Origin of the sequence: Thioalkalivibrio sp. AKL7, from assembly GCF_000381705.1 — a bacterium.
Taxonomy (GTDB): Bacteria; Pseudomonadota; Gammaproteobacteria; order Ectothiorhodospirales; family Ectothiorhodospiraceae; genus Thioalkalivibrio; species Thioalkalivibrio versutus.
Window position 1 is genome coordinate 185,686 of sequence record NZ_KB906949.1, and the last position, 16,654, is coordinate 202,339.

The 16,654-nt window shown below is 67.0% G+C and carries 15 protein-coding genes; 11 read left to right on the forward strand and 4 right to left on the reverse strand.

Going from position 1 to position 16,654, the window contains the following annotated elements; translation table 11 throughout:
• Window positions 1-25 precede the first annotated feature (25 nt).
• From G315_RS0105860 to G315_RS0105900, 9 genes are all read left to right on the forward strand, one after another.
• Entirely contained in the window at window positions 26-340 is a 315-nt protein-coding gene (locus tag G315_RS0105860; protein ID WP_026182021.1) for a BMC domain-containing protein, read from the forward strand.
• Between the two features lie 10 nt (window positions 341-350).
• A complete protein-coding gene (locus G315_RS0105865; protein WP_018144348.1) occupies window positions 351-773 on the forward strand; it encodes a bacterioferritin in 423 nt (140 codons plus the stop codon).
• Between the two features lie 35 nt (window positions 774-808).
• Complete coding sequence (locus G315_RS0105870; protein ID WP_018144347.1) at window positions 809-1,090, forward strand: 4a-hydroxytetrahydrobiopterin dehydratase; 282 nt, start codon at window positions 809-811, stop codon at window positions 1,088-1,090.
• 59 nt (window positions 1,091-1,149) lie between these two features.
• A complete protein-coding gene (parA, locus tag G315_RS0105875; protein WP_018144346.1) occupies window positions 1,150-1,785 on the forward strand; it encodes a ParA family partition ATPase in 636 nt (211 codons plus the stop codon).
• Window positions 1,782-2,174, forward strand: a complete 393-nt coding sequence (locus G315_RS0105880) for a hypothetical protein (RefSeq protein ID WP_018144345.1) — start codon at window positions 1,782-1,784, stop codon at window positions 2,172-2,174. Before parA ends, G315_RS0105880 begins: the two co-directional genes overlap by 4 nt.
• Window positions 2,175-2,235: 61 nt before the next feature.
• The gene (locus tag G315_RS0105885; RefSeq protein WP_018144344.1) at window positions 2,236-3,039 is read left to right on the forward strand and encodes a CbbQ/NirQ/NorQ/GpvN family protein; all 804 of its coding nucleotides are present in this window, start codon (window positions 2,236-2,238) and stop codon (window positions 3,037-3,039) included.
• 18 nt (window positions 3,040-3,057) lie between these two features.
• Entirely contained in the window at window positions 3,058-5,379 is a 2,322-nt protein-coding gene (locus G315_RS0105890; RefSeq protein WP_019612092.1) for a nitric oxide reductase activation protein NorD, read from the forward strand.
• Between the two features lie 74 nt (window positions 5,380-5,453).
• Window positions 5,454-6,431: a LysR family transcriptional regulator gene (locus G315_RS0105895; protein ID WP_018144342.1), complete on the forward strand. Its 978-nt coding sequence runs from the start codon at window positions 5,454-5,456 to the stop codon at window positions 6,429-6,431.
• Between the two features lie 153 nt (window positions 6,432-6,584).
• Window positions 6,585-7,151 (forward strand): SgcJ/EcaC family oxidoreductase, encoded by a 567-nt coding sequence (locus G315_RS0105900; protein WP_018144341.1) that lies wholly within the window; start codon window positions 6,585-6,587, stop codon window positions 7,149-7,151.
• Window positions 7,152-7,212: 61 nt separating this feature from the next.
• Here G315_RS0105900 and G315_RS0105905 read toward each other — a convergent pair whose 3' ends face one another.
• The 3 genes from G315_RS0105905 to treY are packed head-to-tail and all read right to left on the reverse strand — an operon-like array spanning window position 7,213 to window position 13,545.
• Entirely contained in the window at window positions 7,213-9,036 is a 1,824-nt protein-coding gene (locus G315_RS0105905; RefSeq protein WP_019612093.1) for a glycoside hydrolase family 15 protein, read from the reverse strand.
• Window positions 9,037-9,040: 4 nt separating this feature from the next.
• On the reverse strand, window positions 9,041-10,825 hold the full coding sequence (gene treZ / locus G315_RS0105910) for a malto-oligosyltrehalose trehalohydrolase (protein ID WP_019612094.1): 1,785 nt from the start codon (window positions 10,823-10,825) through the stop codon (window positions 9,041-9,043).
• Complete coding sequence (gene treY, locus G315_RS0105915; protein WP_019612095.1) at window positions 10,822-13,545, reverse strand: malto-oligosyltrehalose synthase; 2,724 nt, start codon at window positions 13,543-13,545, stop codon at window positions 10,822-10,824. Before treY ends, treZ begins: the two co-directional genes overlap by 4 nt.
• Before the next feature lie 211 nt (window positions 13,546-13,756).
• Between treY and G315_RS0105920 the strand changes: the two genes are divergently transcribed.
• Together G315_RS0105920 and G315_RS0105925 are read left to right on the forward strand one after the other, a co-directional pair.
• Complete coding sequence (locus G315_RS0105920) at window positions 13,757-14,233, forward strand: hypothetical protein (protein ID WP_018168608.1); 477 nt, start codon at window positions 13,757-13,759, stop codon at window positions 14,231-14,233.
• Between the two features lie 97 nt (window positions 14,234-14,330).
• Window positions 14,331-14,645 carry a hypothetical protein gene (locus tag G315_RS0105925; protein WP_018950689.1) on the forward strand — a complete coding sequence of 105 codons (315 nt, stop codon included), beginning with the start codon at window positions 14,331-14,333 and terminating at the stop codon, window positions 14,643-14,645.
• 127 nt (window positions 14,646-14,772) lie between these two features.
• Here G315_RS0105925 and ettA read toward each other — a convergent pair whose 3' ends face one another.
• Complete coding sequence (gene ettA, locus G315_RS0105930) at window positions 14,773-16,440, reverse strand: energy-dependent translational throttle protein EttA (protein WP_018144335.1); 1,668 nt, start codon at window positions 16,438-16,440, stop codon at window positions 14,773-14,775.
• Window positions 16,441-16,654 lie beyond the last annotated feature (214 nt).

The following is a 16,654-nucleotide window of genomic DNA, read 5'->3' on the forward strand; positions in this document are numbered from 1 at the left end:
CGGCTTTTTCAAGAAGAGGTAGATGATGGCTAACGAAATTTCTGGTGTGGCCCTTGGCATGATCGAGACCCGCGGTCTGGTCCCGGCGATCGAAGCCGCGGATGCGATGACCAAGGCCTCCGAAGTGCGTCTGATCGGTCGCCAGTTCGTCGGTGGCGGCTACGTGACCGTGCTGGTCCGTGGCGAAACCGGTGCCGTGAACGCGGCGGTGCGTGCGGGCGCGGATTCTTGCGAGCGTGTGGGTGACGGCCTGGTGGCTGCGCACATCATTGCGCGTGTGCATTCGGAAGTGGAAGGCATCCTGCCGACGGCCCCGACCGCCAGCGGTTCGGCCAGCTGAGGCGACATCCATGTCCGATCCACGGATCGTGGGGTACCTGAACCGGGCGGTGGCACATGAGCTGTCGGCGGTCCAGCAGTACCTGGCCCAGGCGCGGTTGACCGCGATGTGGGGAATGACCGACGTAAGCGACTGCCTGCGTCGGGACGCCCAGGAAGAGCTGGATCATGCGGATCGCTTCATGACTCGCATGTTTCACTATGGGGTGGCGCCGAACGGCAGCCAGCTGGCGCCGGTGCGGCTTGGCCGCTCGATGGCCGAACTATTGGCGCGCTCGCGCGAGCTGGAGATGGAGGCGATTCGTCTGTACGACGAAGCAGCCGTCTATTGCCGGCGCGTCGGTGCGGTGGATGATGCGGCGCTGTTCGAGAGCATCCTCGAGGATGAACTGGAACACGTGCGCGAGATCGATGCCCAGGGCAGCACCGCGTGACGAGCGCGGACGCGGCAACACAAGCGGAGTAGGCAATGGCGGATACCGATCTCGTGGTTCCGGCCGGGTGGGAACCCGGCAAGGGGACCTCGGCGTCCATGAGCAAACAGTTCACGTTCGACCGCTACGGCATCACGCGGAAGTTTCTAGACCACGTGGCCGACCTGTCGGAGCAGGATGGTTATCATCCGAACATCAGCTTCGGCACGACCTACGTGAATATCACCATCGACGCCCGTGATGGCGAACAGCTTGGGGAAGGCGACAAGGCCTTTGCCCTTGAAGTCGACCGCCTGGCCGATGCCACCACCGGCTGAGCCGGGGGATTCTTGATGGGCCGGGTCGAGCCCGGTCCCCTTCCGCAGGAGGCTGTTGCGTGGGTTCGAGGGTAATCGCGGTAGTCAATCAGAAGGGCGGTACCGGCAAAACCACCCTGACCATGAACCTGGCGGCCGGACTGGCCCGGCGCGGGCGTACGCTGGTGGTCGATGCCGACCCGCAGGGTTCGGCCGGTCAATGGGCGCGCATGGCCTCCGAGGATCGTCCGTTTGCGGCGTCGGTGTTCGCGGTTGCCGGGCCCCTCGACCGCGAGTTGAAGGCCCTGCGCAAGGACTATGACCACATCGTGGTGGATTGCCCGCCGACGCTCGAGGGCGGGGCTGTCACCGGTGCCCTGGCAGCCGCGGACGAGGTCTTGATCCCGGTGCTTCCGTCGCCGGTGGATCTGTGGGGTAGCGTCCGTATGGGGCGCGGGCTCGAAGAGGCCAAGCTCAGGAATCCCGCCCTGCGCCCCTTCATCGTCATTAATCAGCTCGAAGTCCGCAGTGCGCTGTCGCGTGCGATGAAACACGCACTGATGGAGATCGACATCCCCGCCCTGGAGCAGTCACTCCGCCGGCGGGCCATATATCGGCGTTCTGCGCTGGAAGGCTGTTCCGTCTTTGATCTGGGCAAGCCGGGCGAGGCGGCGGCGGCGGAAATCGAAGCCATCATCGAGGAGGTGTCGCAATGAGCAATCTGCAAGACAAGCTGGCAGCCGGCGTGCGCAGCGCGCGCGAGGACCAGGACAAGGACCAGACCCCGGACAGCACGGCCAAGGCCGACGCGCCGGCCGCGGCACAGAAGGACACCAGCCAGGAGCCGGCGAGCAGTAGCCCGCGGGCTGCCGCGAGTACCAAGGCGGCCGCCACCAAGAAGGCGGCGACCAAGACCCGCAAGGCTCCGGCCCGCAAGGCGGCCACGGCGCGCAAGAAGCCGGCAGCGACCAAGAAGACGGGGACGACCGCCCAGTCGGCCCAGGCCAAGGCAACTCCGGCCCGGAAAAAGCCGGCTGCAAAGAAGGAGCCGAAGGCGAACAAGGGCGGCAGCGCGTTGCATCCGGATCGGGTCTGGCCTGACTGAGGCCGATGCGTGCCGGTGGCCGGGGCCTGCGCCCCGGCCTTTCTGATTGAGGAGTCGAAACATGCAGGACGAACTACGCGATCACCTGATCACCGAGGAGCCTTACTATCAGTCCACGGCGGATGAGGTGGAGCTGTACGAGGCTGCCTATTCGGTGCGCATGCCGATGATGCTCAAGGGCCCCACGGGTTGCGGCAAGACGCGCTTTGTCGAGCACATGGCCTGGAAGCTGCGCAAGCCGCTGATCACCGTCTCGTGTAACGAGGACATGACCGCCTCGGATCTGGTGGGGCGCTATCTGCTGGATGCGAACGGCACGCGCTGGCAGGACGGCCCGCTGACCCAGGCGGCACGCCACGGGGCGATCTGCTACCTCGACGAGATCGTCGAGGCGCGCCAGGATACGACCGTCGTGATCCACCCCCTGACCGACAATCGTCGCATGCTGCCGCTGGAGAAGAAGGGCGAGATGGTCGAGGCGCATCCGGATTTTCAGGTGGTGATCTCGTACAACCCGGGCTATCAGAGCCTGATGAAGGACCTGAAAGAGTCGACCAAGCAGCGCTTCGGCGCGCTGGACTTCAACTACCCGGATCACGCAACCGAAACGCGGATTGTGGTCCACGAAGGCGGGGTCAACGAGGATATGGCCAGCAAGCTGGTCAGCGTCGCGGAGCGCGCGCGCAATCTGAAGGGCCACGGGCTGGACGAGGGGATCTCGACCCGCATGCTGGTGTACGCCGCGTCGTTGATTGCCAAGGGCGTCGCGCCGCTGGCCGCGTGCCGTATGGCCCTGGTGCGTCCGATCACGGACGACCCCGATATGCGCGACGCGCTCGACTCTGCCGTCACGACGTTCTTCTAGGCGCATGCGCCGAACACGATGAGCATCCATCTGGAGGAATACCAGGACCTCCTCGAGGACCTCGGGGGGCAGGCCGCCGAGGTCCTCGAGGCCTCGTGGCAGGAGGCGACGCGGGCCTTCAGTACAGGTGGTCTGAAGCGCTACTACCTGGAAGGCGCACGCAGCCTGCACTCTCTGGGGCGAGGTTCGGAGATGGTCGTGGCCTTCGTCCAGGAGGCGCCGGATCTGGCGCAGGAACTGGGCGAGGATGCGGTCGGCGAGCTGGTGAGCTCGGCGATCAAGATGTACTCCAAGACGAGTGGGGCGGTCATTACCCTGCTGATCTCCACCAGCCCGATTGCGGCGCGACGCCTGGGTGACCTGCGCCTGTTCGGGGGATATCTGCGCCTGGTCGACAACCTGCTGGGGCAGGCGCCACGCGGCGTTCGGCCGATGCTTGAACATCTCGACGAGTTGCTTTCGCAACTGACGCTGGGTGGGTTGCGCCGTTGGGCGACCTGGGGCGCGCAGGCCCACCGTACCGACCTCGAGGAACAGATCGCCTATTTTGGTCTGGAATCGCCCGAGTCCCGTTCGGTATTCCAGAAGGAGCGACGCGGCACGCTGTTCGTGGATGTGCAGCGGCGCATCAACCTCTACCTGCGTTCGCTCTGGGCGCGCGATTTCTTCATGCGGCCGACGAGTGGCGACTTTGAGTCCCGCGACGGTTACAAGCCCTACATCGAGGGCTTCACGATCTTCCTGCCGGATGCCTTCGACGACTGGGAAGGCCTGACCGGGCTCGATCTCTACCGTGCGGCGGCGGCCCATGCCGCGGCCCATGTGGTCTACACGCGGGAAATGCAGCCAGAGGAGGCGCCGCGCGGCGTGACCGGCGTGCTGACCGAGTTGTTCGAGGATGCTCGCGTGGAGGCCCTGGCAAGCTGGGGTTTCCCGGGTTTGCGCAACCTCTGGACACCCCTGCATACCGCGACGCCGGACGACGGTGAAGGGCCGCAGGCCCTGCTGGCCCGCACCGCACGGGCCCTGCTGGACCCGGACTACCGCGACGACCATCCGTTCGTGACCAGGGCCCGTGCGGCGCTGGCCGAACGGACGGAGGATCTCGAGGCCCCCGGCCTGGCGCGCGCCCTGGCCGAGGCCCTGGCGCCGGAGTTTCCGGAGCAGGGCTACATGAACCCGCGGCAGGTCGCGCCGGATGTGCTCTACCGTGACGACAATCGCTACATGTGGGCGTTCGGGCGCGAGGAAGACGACTTCGAGACGCTGATGGCCAGCGGTTCGAACCAGGAACGCGTCTACGTGACCCCCATGGAGATGATCAACACCCTCGATGTCCCTGGCGCTGGGGACGATGCCCAGATGATCATGGTGCTGGCGACCGAATGGTTCCGGGACGGCGAAGAGGAAAGCATCAACCAGCAGGAGGGCAAGGAGCCGCTCTCGCTGCCGTATCACTACCATGAGTGGGATTACCAGATGCAGCTGGAACGGCCGCACTGGGTCACCCTGCTGGAGCGGCGTCCGCAGAAGGGTGACGTGGCCGAGATCGACGCGATTAACGAAAAGCACAAGCCGCTGATCTCGCGCCTGAAGTTCTTGATCGAGGCGATGCAACCGCAGGGTGTCCAGCGCCTGCGCAAGCAGGCCGAGGGCGATGAGCTGGACTTGAACGCGCTGGTTGATGCACAGATCGATCTGCGCATGCGGCGCCAGCCGGACGAGCGCATCTACGTGCGCAATATCCGCCAGGTTCGCGATCTGTCGGTGCTGGTGCTGCTGGATCTGTCGGAGTCCACCAACGAGATGGTCCAGGGTACGGAGACCAGTGTGGTACAGCTGGCGCGCGAGGCCACCGCTCTGCTGAGCGGGGCAATCTCCAAGATTGGCGATCCCTTCGCCATCCACGGCTTTGCCTCGGATGGTCGCCACGATGTCGAGTACTACCGCTTCAAGGACTTCGGCGCCCCCTACGACGATCACGCCCGGGCACGACTGGCCGGGATGAAGGGTCAGCTTTCCACTCGCATGGGCGCGGCCGTTCGGCATGCAGGGCATCTGCTGCAGCAACAGGGCACGCAGAAGAAGCTGCTGCTGATCGTGACCGACGGCGAGCCGGCGGATACCGATGTGCGCGATCCGCAGTACCTGCGTCAGGACGCGAAGCGTGCGGTGGAAGAGGTGGGCAAGAACGGCGTCTACAGCTTCTGCATCAGCCTGGACCCGAACGCCGACGAGTACGTCGAACGGATCTTCGGGGCGCAGCACTTCATGGTGCTGGATCGTATCGAACGGCTCCCGGAAAAGCTGCCGATGCTGTACGCCGGTCTCACCCGGTAGGGGTCACGGGTACTAGCATGGCCAGGAAAGGGACCGGCACGACACCGCAGAAGGAGTCCGGCCTTCCGCAGGTGATGCTGAAATCCGAACTGCCGGCGCACCTGATCCGGCACGCCACCCTGCGCCAGCTGCAGGTGTTCGAAGCGATCGTGCGTCTGGGTAGCTTTACCCGTGCGGCGGAAGAGCTCTACCTGACCCAGCCCACCGTTTCCATCCAGATCAAGAAGCTCTCCGGCGCCCTCGGCCTGCCGCTGTTCGAGTACGTTGGGCGCAAGGCCTTCCCCACCGAGGTCGGGCTGTTGCTGTACGACACCTGCCGCGAGATGCTCGGCGCGCTGACCAACCTGGAGATGAAGCTCGCGGAAATGCACGGGCTCAAGCGGGGGCGGCTGCGCCTGGCGGTGATCACCACCGCGCAGTACTTCGCGCCGACGATCCTCGGGCAGTTCGCCAAGCGCTATCCGGACATCGAACTGTCGCTGGAGGTCAGCAACTTCGATCGTGTGCTGCAGCGCCTGGCCAACAACGATGACGATCTGTACATCATTGGACACGTGCCCGAGCGGCTGACCGACATCGCGGTGTACCCGTTCGCGCCGAACCCGCTGGTGGTGATGGCCAGCCGCGATCACCCGCTGGCCGGACAGCGCAATATCCCGATCGAGCGCCTGGAACAGGAGACGTTCCTGATGCGCGAGCCGGGCTCCGGGATCCGCGAGGCAACGCTCAAGCTGTTCCAGGAGCACGGGATCAGCCCGACGGTGCGCATGGAGCTCGGGTCCAACGAGGCGATCAAGCAGGCGGTGATCGGCGGCCTGGGGATTGCGGTGCTGTCGCTGCACACCCTTAGTGCAGAGGGGGCGGGCGGGCCGGTAGCACTGCTAGATGTGGAGCACTTCCCGATTCACCGCCAGTGGCACATCGTTCACCCCAGACAGAAGGTCCTGTCGGTGGTCGCGCAGACCTTTCTCGACTTCGCGATCCAGGACGAGGCGCGCGTGCGCGGCCAGGTCGAGGATCTCCTTGCGGCCTTCAAGGCCCAGGCGAGCTGACCACAAGCGGTCATTGCGAGCGCAGCGGTCCAATCTGCAGGGGTTGGCTGAGAGCGGCGGCATGCGGGGCGGGTCCGGAATGACAGGCCCGGGAGCGTACCTTACAATTCACGGATTACCCGGCCGCTAACGGCCGAACTCGGAGATCAGTCAGTGACCACGAGCAGCCGACCGCGTATCAGCGGCACCCAGTTCATCAACGCCGACCAGGCGCCGCGCGCTCGCCTGAGCCTGAGCGCCTCGCACCGCGATCAGCACCATCCGGTGACCGGGACCGGCGGTGACCTCCGGTTCGGCGCGATCGATACCCCAGCCAACGAGAGCTGCGTGGTCTGTGCGCCGGCGACCCGCCGCCTGGCCGAGGAGCTGTTCGAGGGCTGGAACGCCGCCCTGCAGACGGGTGACGCGCGCAAGGTCGCCGAGCGCTACGCCGAGGACGCTGTGCTGCTCCCGACCGTCTCCAACGTCCCGCGCACCACGCACGCCGAGATCCAGGACTACTTCGAGCACTTCCTGGAGAAGAAGCCCTTTGGGACGATCAACACCCGCAACGTGAAGCTTGGCTGCAACAAGCTGACCGACGCCGGTACCTACACCTTCCGCGTCACCGACGGTGGCGAGACGAAGGACGTCCCGGCGCGCTACACCTTTGTGTACGAAAACCGCGACGGGGAGTGGAAGATCGTCCACCATCACTCGTCGATGATGCCGACCGACTAAACACGCCGATAGCGACGGTTCGAACCTCGTTCGGATCGGGGGCTCCCGCGGGGGGCGGCCCTCAGCCCTCCTTGTCTCGCTTCAGCGCCCGACCCAGCTTGATGCCCGAGGCGATCAGCCCCACGTGGCTGAACGCCTGCGGGAAGTTGCCGAGGAATGCCCCGCTGGCCGGATCGATCTGTTCCGGCAGCAGGCCGAGGTGGTTGGTGCGTGCGCACAGGGACTCATACAGGGCCTCGGCCTCGTCCAGGCGGCCTTGCCCCAGCAGGTTGTCCACCAGCCAGAAGCTGCACAGCACAAACGCGCCCTCGTGCCCGGGCAGTCCGTCCGGGGATTCCTCCGGCAGATAGCGGTAGAGCAGGCCGTTGCCGGCACCCAGGCGGCGGACGACGGCCTCGGTAGTGGCCACCATCTTCGGGTGATCCGCAGGGATGACGCCGCGTCCGGGTAGCGCCAGCAGACTCGCGTCGATGCCGCCACCGCCCAGGTGTTCGGTCAGGCTCTGGAGTTCGGGGTCCCAGGACTGTTCCAGGATCGCCTCGCGGATCTGCCGCGCCTCGGAGCGCCAGAGGGCACTGTCCCCTTCCATGCCATTGTGCTCGGCCAGCGCGGCACCGCGCTCCAGCGCCACCGCGCAGAGGGCGGCGGAGTAGGTAAAGGGGCGTCCGGCCGTGCGCACTTCCCAGATCCCGTGGTCGGGGTTCTTCCACTCCGTGTTGGCGGATTCCACCAGACGCCGCAGGCGAGCCCACAGGTGATCGTCCAGCGTGCCGCCCCAGCGAACCCAGCGATAGGCGCAGTCGAGGATCTCCCCGAACACGTCGTGCTGACGCTGCTCGACCGCGCCGTTGCCCCAACGCACGGGACCCGAGCCGCGGTAGCCCTCCAGGTCCGGGTCGCTGCGTTCCGGTTGCGGGAGGTGGCCGTCCACGTCGTACAGCACTCGGGGCCAGCCCGCGCGATCGACGGCGTCCAGGGCCCAGCCGATAAACCCGGCGGCCTCGTGGGTCATGCCGATATCGCTCATCGCGTAGACCGAGAACGCCGCATCGCGGATCCACGCGTAGCGGTAATCCCAGTTGCGCGGGCCGCCGATCGCCTCCGGCAGGGAGGATGTCGGTGCCGCGATCATGGCCCCGGTCGCGGTGTAGTCCATCTGCTTGAGGGTGACCGCCGAGCGGCGGACGAGGTCCTCGCGAGGCCCTTCATAGCTGAAGTGCGTCATCCAGCGTCGCCAGACCAGCAGGGTGGCCTCGAGCAGGTCCTGCGGGGTGCGGGGCTGGAACCGATGCGTATGCGGCCCCCACCCGAGGAGCACGTGATGCTGCTCCCCGGCCTCCAGTTCATGCAGGCTGTCCGCGTCCTCCAGCGGCAGGGACGAGCTCAGGGCCAGTTCCAGGTCCGGCTGGCGGTGCAACGCCAGGCCCAGCCCGGCCCCGTGCGGATACACATCCGCACCGCCCCGGGGTGTGACGCGGACCCGCAGGTGTACCCGGCCCTCCAGCACCTCGATCCGGCGAAGCAGCTCATTCCGTCCGGCGGGTGCGTCCTCGGAGAGGTCGGCCCCTGCGCGCAGGGGCAGGCAGTCGGTCACCCGGACGCGCCCCTCTGGTCCGGTCATCTCGGTAATCAGGACGGCGGTATCCGGAATATAGCGCTGGTGCGAGGTGACCAGGGGTTCCGGGGCCACGGTGAAGGCCCCGCCGCGCTGGTGATCCAGCAGGGCGCAGAACAAGGGTTCGGAGTCAAAGCGGGGGACGCACATCCAGGGGATGGCCCCGTCGCGACCGACCAGGGCGGCAGTCGTGCAGTTCCCGATCAGGCCGTGCTCCTCGATCGGCAGGTAGCCCTCGATGCGGTGTACGGGGCGGTCGGATACGGTCACTGGATCACTCCTTCGACATGGACGGTTGGCAGGGCAGGCAGGAGGGGGCAGGCGCGTCCAGGATCACGACGGACTCGCCGGGCAGCTCCAGGGTGTCCGGACCCACCACGATACCTGTATCGGACTGGAGCAGGAGGTGACCGGCCGCGGCGCCCGGGCACGCCAGCCGTTGCGGGGCAGGGTGCAGGTTGCACACCACCCGCAGTCCCGACCGGTGCACGATCAACCAGCGTGCCGCCTCGTCGAAATGCGCCTCGATCGCCTCCAGACGGTCGTCGCCGAACGCCGAGTGGGCATGCCTCAGGGCGATCAGGGCCTGGTACCACTGCAAGATGTCGGCATGCGGCTTGCGTTCGAGCTCGTCCCAGTCCAGGCGGGATTGTTCGAGGGTCTCGATGGATTGCGGGTCCGGGACGTTGCCGGGATCGGTGCCCCGGCGGAAGGCCGCGAACTCGCGCTGGCGGCCTTCGGTCACCGCGCGCCCCAGGTCGGCGTCCGTGTGATCGGTGAAATACAAAAACGGCGTCGCGGCCGCCCATTCCTCCCCCTGGAACAGCATGGGCACGAAGGGACTGGTCATCACCAGGGCTGATCCAATCTTCAGTAGTCCCGGCGAGACGCCTTCACTGATTCGGTCCCCCTGGGCCCGATTGCCAACCTGGTCGTGGTTTTGCAGGCAGCCGATGAACCGCCGGCCGGGCAGGTCGGAGGCCGGTCGCCCGTGGGTACGCCGGCGATAGTGGGAGTAGCGCCCGTCATAGACGAGGCCTCGCGTCAGCGCCCGGGCGACATCCGCCAGGCGTCCGAAGTCCGCGTAGTACCCGTCGGATTCCTCGGTCAGCAGGGCATGCAGGGCGTGATGGAAGTCCTCGTTCCACTGCGCGTCCAGCCCGTAGCCGCCGGCCTCGACCGGCCGTGCCACGCGCGGGTCGTTGCGGTCGTTCTCCGCGATCACCGCCAGGTGCCGCCCGAGCGCGCGCCCGAGGCGCTGCACCTCGGCGGCGAGCTGCTCGAGGAAATGGGTGGCCGAGGTATCGACGATCGCGTGCACCGCGTCGAGGCGCAGGCCGTCGATGTGATAGTCGCGCAGCCACATCAGGGCGTTGTCGACGAAGAAGCGGCGCACGGGGTCACTGTCCGGGCCGTCGAGGTTCACCGCGTCGCCCCAGGGGGTTTGGTAGTGGTCAGTGAAATAGGGGCCGAACTGCGCCAGGTAGTTGCCGTCCGGCCCGAGGTGGTTGTAGACCACGTCCAGCAGCACCGCGATGCCGCGGCGGTGGCAGGCATCCACCAGCCGTTTCAGGCCATCGGGGCCCCCGTAGGCGTGGTGCGGTGCGTACAGGTCGACCCCGTCGTAGCCCCAGCCGCGCGCGCCGGGGAATGCCGCCACCGGCATCAGCTCCAGGTGGGTGATGCCGAGGTCGACCAGGTGATCGAGGTGGTCGATCACGCCGTCGAAGCTACCTTCCGGGGAAAAAGTGCCGACGTGGATCTCCTGGATCACCGCCGCGGCCAGCGGCGGCGCCTGCCAGCCGGCGTCGTGCCAGACGAAGCGGGAATGCTCCAGCCAGCGCGACGGGCCGTGCACGCCCTGCGGCTGCCAGGCGGAGCGCGGGTCGGGGAACGGGCCGTTGCCGTCGACGCGGAAGGCATAGTCGCTGCCGTGCACCACCCGCGAGGTCTGCAGCGACCACCAGCCGTCCGCGCGGCGGTCCATTGGCATGCGGCTGCCACCGCACTCCAGTTCGACCTGATGCGCCTCGGGGGCCCACACGCTAACGGTGGTCATGACGTGGCCTCCTCGCGTTCGAGCAGGGCCACCGGAAACGCATCGAGGATCTCCGCGACCGGGTAGTCGCCGCCTTGCAACGTCCCGCCGGACAGGCGGTTGTGCCAGGTGCCGGGTGGAACCGCAAGCCGGGTGCCGCGCCAGTCGCCCGCCAGCCCGAGTATCAGGCGCGGCACCAGCACCAACGCCCCTTCGCCGCGCAGGTAGGCGACCGCGTGCCCGGCGCGTTCGCCGCTGGCGCGCAGCGGGGTACAGGCCGCATCCGGGCGGAACCACTCCGGGTGGCGGCGGCGCAGGGCCAGGGCCTGGTGCACCACCCACTGCTTGGGCAGGCCCTCGTCGCCGCGGGCGTTGATCTGTGCCGGCGAGAGGTGCGCGAGTTCCTCCAGCAGGCGGGTCCGCGGGTCGAAGTCCACCGGGCGGCGGTTGTCCGGGTCGACCAGGCTCAGGTCCCACAGCTCGCTGCCCTGGTAGATGTCCGGGATGCCCGGCGCGGTGAGCTTGATCAGGGTCTGCGCCAGGCTGTTGGTGCGGCCGGGACCGACCAGCGGCTGCAGGAACGACTCCAGCGATTCGCGAAACCCCGGGTCGTCCAGGGTGCCGGCCACGAAATCGTGCAGGGCCTGCTCGTAGTCCTCCTGCGGATGGGTCCAGCTGGTGTGCTGCTTGGCCTCGCGGGCGGCCTTTTCCATGTAGGCCGTCATGCGCTCGGCGTCGATCGGCCAGGCACCGACCAGCGTCTGGTAGTACAGGTACTCGGTGGCCGGGTCCGGCCACCCACCACTGCGGTGGCGGCCGTTGTGACGCATCCAGCGACGCACGCTCCTGGCCCAGGCCTCCGGCATCTCGGAGAGCAGCAGGAGGCGGGCGCGTACGTCCTCGCTGCGCTTGGTGTCATGGGTCGAGGTGGCCAGCATCGCCTCGGGGTGCAGCGCCCGGGCCCGGGCGCTGGCCTCGTGGAATTCGTCCACCGACAACCCGAAGCTTCCCGGGTCGCCGCCGACCTCGTTGAGTGCCGTCAGGCGGTGGAAGCGGTACAGCGCGGTATCCTCTACGCCCTTGGCCATCGCCGGGCCTGTCAGCTGCTGGAAGCGCAGGGCGAGCTCGGTCTCGCGCTCGCCAGGGATGCGCAGCAGGAGCAGGTTGCGCAGGAACTGCAGCAGCTCGCTGTCCAGCTCCGGGCGGCGCTCGGCGGCCTGCTGGATCGCGGTCTCCACGCAGCCGACGTCGGCCGCCGTCACGCCGCCTTCGCGTGGGGTGACGTAGGTGCGGTAGACCGGGAAGCAGGCCGCCGCCTCCAGCAGGGCGAGGTACAACTCGTGGCGGGTGTAGTCGCGGTGGCGGCGGTGGCGTTCGCAGATATCCACGAACAGCGAGCTCAGGCGATTGAGTTCGCTGCCGAGCAGGTCCTTGAGTACCTGCCGCTTGGATTCGTAGACCAGTCCCGGGTAGTCGGATCCCTCGCCGGTGAGCTCCTCGAACAGCCGCGTCAGCGGGGCCTCGCCGGCCGGGTCCGCGAACAGCCCCTGCACGCGGTTGAGGAAGTCGTAGCCGGTGGTGCCGGCGATCGGCCAGTCGCCCGGCAGCTGTTCGCCGGGCTCGAGGATCTTCTCGGCGACGATCCAGGTGTCCGGACAGGCGCGGTGCAACTGGTTGAAGTACTGCCCGGGGTCGCGCAGACCGTCCGGATGGTCGACCCGCAGGCCGTGCACCGAGCCTTCCGCCACCCAGCGCACCGGCAACGCATGCACGGCCAGGAAGACCTCCTCCTTCTCCTGGCGCAGCCCGGCCAGGTCGTTGATGTCGAAAAACCGCCGGTAGCCAAGGTCGCGTCCGGCGGTGCGCCACCAGGCCAGCCGGTAGTTCTGCTTCTCGATCAGCGCGTCCAGGGCATCGGGGGCGGCGTTGATCCGTTCGACCTCGGCCGCGATTGCCTCGGCGGCCGCCGGGTCCTGGCGGGTCGTGTCGTCCAGAAGCTGGCGGATCACGTCCTGGTCGCGGTGGCGCCGTGCCACCGAATGGTGTGCGATCAGATGCGGCTGTGGCAGGCGGGCACAGGATTCCGCGAGAAAGCCCAGCAGTTCGATACCGGTGGCGCGACAGGCGCGGTCGAGCAGCTCGTTGAGCGAAGAGGGGTCCAGCGGGAAGCGGTGTTCGTAATGGGCGAGGTCGAACAGCCCGGCGCCATAGTGCAGGCGGATCTCGCCGGCCTCGAGGACACGGCCGTAATGATCGCCCAGCACCGGGAGCAGGACCTTGTTCGGCCAGCGCTCCTCCGAGGACTCCCAGTCGACGTCGAAGTACGTCGCAAACGGGCTGGACGGGCCGTTCTCCAGCACATCCCACCACCACGGGTTCTGGTCCCCGGCCACCGCCATGTGATTGGGCACGATGTCCAGTACCAGCCCCATCCCGGCGGCGTCCAGCGCCGCGCACAGGCGCTGGCGTGCCGGTTCGCCGCCAAGCTCTTCGTTGACGCGCGAGGGGTCAACCACGTCATAGCCGTGGGTGCTGCCGCGCACCGCCTGCAGGATTGGCGAAAGATAGACATGCGAAACGCCCAGCCGCGCGAGATAGGGAACAATCGCGGCAGCATCGTCCAGCGTGAACCCCGCGTGCAGCTGCAGGCGACAAGTCGCGATTCGCTCGGGTTGGGCCTGTTGCCCTTTGCGGCCGTCCGCGTAACCCGCGCTTCCTGTACTGCCGAAGGATCCCTGCATCGCCCTCCGCCCCGAAGGCAGACCGGCCGGACAATCCGGCCGCTAACCCGAATATGGACCACATCCCGAACGAAGGGAATCCGCATCGCCGGCCAACGCCCAGAAACTAGGGCACTGCCGTCGGGATGGACCGCATGGCAGGAGGCAGGAGCTTCGCGGGGTGATGGGGTAAGCTTCCGGCATACCCCCACCCATGTGAAGGAGCTCCCGTATGCGTCGAGCGCTGGTCCTGCCCGCCTGTCTGGTCTCGTTGTTTTCCGTTGCGCTGGTTTCCGGGAATGCCCACGCGGCCGGGGCCGCGACACTGGTCCTGGAGGGCGATGAGTACGTGCTGGAGATGGAGGTCTGTGATTTCTCGGGTGAGTCGGATGACCGCTACCAGACGCTGGTGGCGCGCGCGGATACGGATCGCGGCCCGCTGCGGGTATTCGCCTCGCGCAATGCGGTTGCGGGGATGCTGACGCACTCGGTGTCGCTGCAGTTTGGGGACTTTCGTGCGGGTGGCGAGGTGCTGGAGGCCAATCGGACCCGCATGGGCCAGCAGTGGATTAGTGCCGCCGGAGGTGCTGCCGAGCCGCTGATCCAGATCGACGGAAGCGAACTGCAGGCCGACGGCCGATTCGCGGATATGGAGATGACGGGGGAGCCGGTGGACGGGCGCCTGACCGCGACCTGCGATCGCCGGTAGGGTTGGCGGGCCAAGCGCAGCCGTTGCATTATTTTCGGGCGGTTGGGCGCGCACCCGCCTGACCACCTGACGTATCGAGTTTCAGGAGGCGGCCGAAATGATCAAGGAGTCGGACTGGAAGCGTTTCAGCCGGTTGAAGGAAACCGCGCTGGATCGTTACTGCGAACGAGCCCTGGCCAATTGCCGGGCGACGATGGAACAGGACGACCGGTCGAATCACGAACGCTTTCTGGGTCTCTATCAGCAGTTGAACGAAGCGAACGAGCGGCTTGCATTCATCTTCGATGGCCATGCCCGCTCGAAGGCGCTGGATCAGTTCAGGTGTATGCGGCGCGAAGGGCTGATCGAAGATGCAGAGCTGGAAGGGTTTACGGAGGCATTCCTGGAGCAGACTCGGCCGGTTAGCCCGTAGCCTCGGCGCGGGCCGGCCCGCCTCGGCGCGGGCCGGCCCGATGCAGCAGGCATTGACGGTGACCATATGGCCAATGTTCCGGGGCGGAAAGCCGAAGGCCCGGCGGGTGCCGGGCCTTCGGGGTGGATCAGGAGGCGAGTCGCTTGTACTTGACCCGGTGCGGCTGGTCGGCCGCGGCGCCCAGGCGCTTGTGGCGATCCTCCTCGTACTCCTGGTAGTTGCCGTCGAAGAACACCACGTTGCCGTCTTCCTCGAACGCGAGGATGTGCGTGGCGATGCGGTCGAGGAACCAGCGATCATGCGAGATCACGATCACGGAGCCGGGGAAGTCCAGCAGCGCCTCTTCCAGTGCGCGCAGGGTCTCCACGTCCAGGTCGTTGGTCGGTTCGTCGAGCAGCAGGAAGTTGCCGCCGCTTTGCAGCAGCTTGGCCAGGTGCACGCGGTTGCGCTCCCCACCGGAGAGGTCCTTCATGCGCTTTTGCTGGTCGGTGCCCTTGAAGTTGAAGCGGCCGACGTAGGCGCGTGACGGCATCTGGAAGTTGCCGACCTGGATGATGTCCTGGCCGTTGGAGATCTCCTCCCAGACGGTCTTCTCGTCCTGCAGGGCATCGCGGCTCTGGTCGACATAGGCCAGCTGCACGGTTTCGCCCAGCTCGATGGTCCCTTCGTCCGGTTGTTCCTGGCCGGCGATCATGCGGAACAGGGTGGTCTTGCCCACGCCGTTCGGGCCGATCACACCGATCAGCGCACCGCGCGGAACGGAGAGAGACAGGCCCTGGTAGAGCACGCGATCGCCGAAGTGCTTGGACAGGTTGTCCACCTCCAGCACCTTGTCGCCCAGACGCGGGCCCGGCGGGATGTAGATCTCCTTGGTCTCGGAGCGCTTCTGGTAGTCCGTCGAGGCGATCTCCTCGAAGCGCTTCAGGCGGGCCTTGCTCTTGGCACCACGGCCCTTCGGGTTGGAGCGCACCCACTCCAGTTCGGACTCCATCGCCTTCACGCGGGCCGCCTCGGACTTTTCTTCCTGCTTCAGGCGCTTTTCCTTCTGTTCCAGCCACTGCGAGTAGTTGCCCTGGAACGGGATGCCCTGGCCACGGTCCAGCTCGAGGATCCAGCCGGCCACATTGTCGAGGAAGTAGCGGTCATGGGTCACCGCAACCACGGTGCCCTGGAACTCCTGCAGGAAGCGCTCCAGCCAGGCCACGGATTCGGCGTCCAGGTGGTTGGTCGGCTCATCGAGGATCAGCATGTCCGGGTTGGACAGCAACAGCCGGCACAGCGCCACACGGCGGCGTTCCCCCCCGGAGAGGTTCTTCACGTCGGCATCCCATGGCGGCAGGCGCAGGGCGTCGGCGGCCACCTCCAGCTTGCGTTCCAGATTATGCCCGTCGGCGGCCTCGATCTTCGCCTCCAGCTCGCCCTGCTTCGCGGCCAGGGCGTCGAAGTCGGCCTCCGGCTCGGCATAGGCGGCATACACCTGATCCAGCTCGGCCAGGGCCTCCTTGACCGCGGCCACGGCCTCTTCCACGTTGCCGCGGACATCCTTGTTCTCGTCGAGCTGCGGCTCCTGCGACAGGTAGCCGATGTGGATGCCCGGCTGCGGGCGCGCCTCGCCGACAATGTCGGTATCCACGCCTGCCATGATGCGCAGCAGGGTAGATTTGCCCGCGCCGTTGTAGCCCAGCACGCCGATCTTGGCGCCCGGGAAGAAATTCAGGTTGATGTCCTTGAGGATGTACTTCTTCGGCGGGACGATCTTGCCCACGCCGTTCATGGTGAAGATGTACTGCGCCATGGTGCTCCTGCGACGAATTCGGTTTGGATGAGGGGGCCGGCCACTCGTGGCCCGCGCTGGGTCGGCACTTTACCATCCCAAGGGGGTCAGGGGCGTGTCTCGCGGACTGCCAGGGTTCCACCGCGGGCGGTCCCCGCAACTCCGCGATCCTTGTAGGTGTGTGTCGAATGAAGCGATCAAGCCGTTCAACGAGCGGGTGGGGGGGACTGGTACG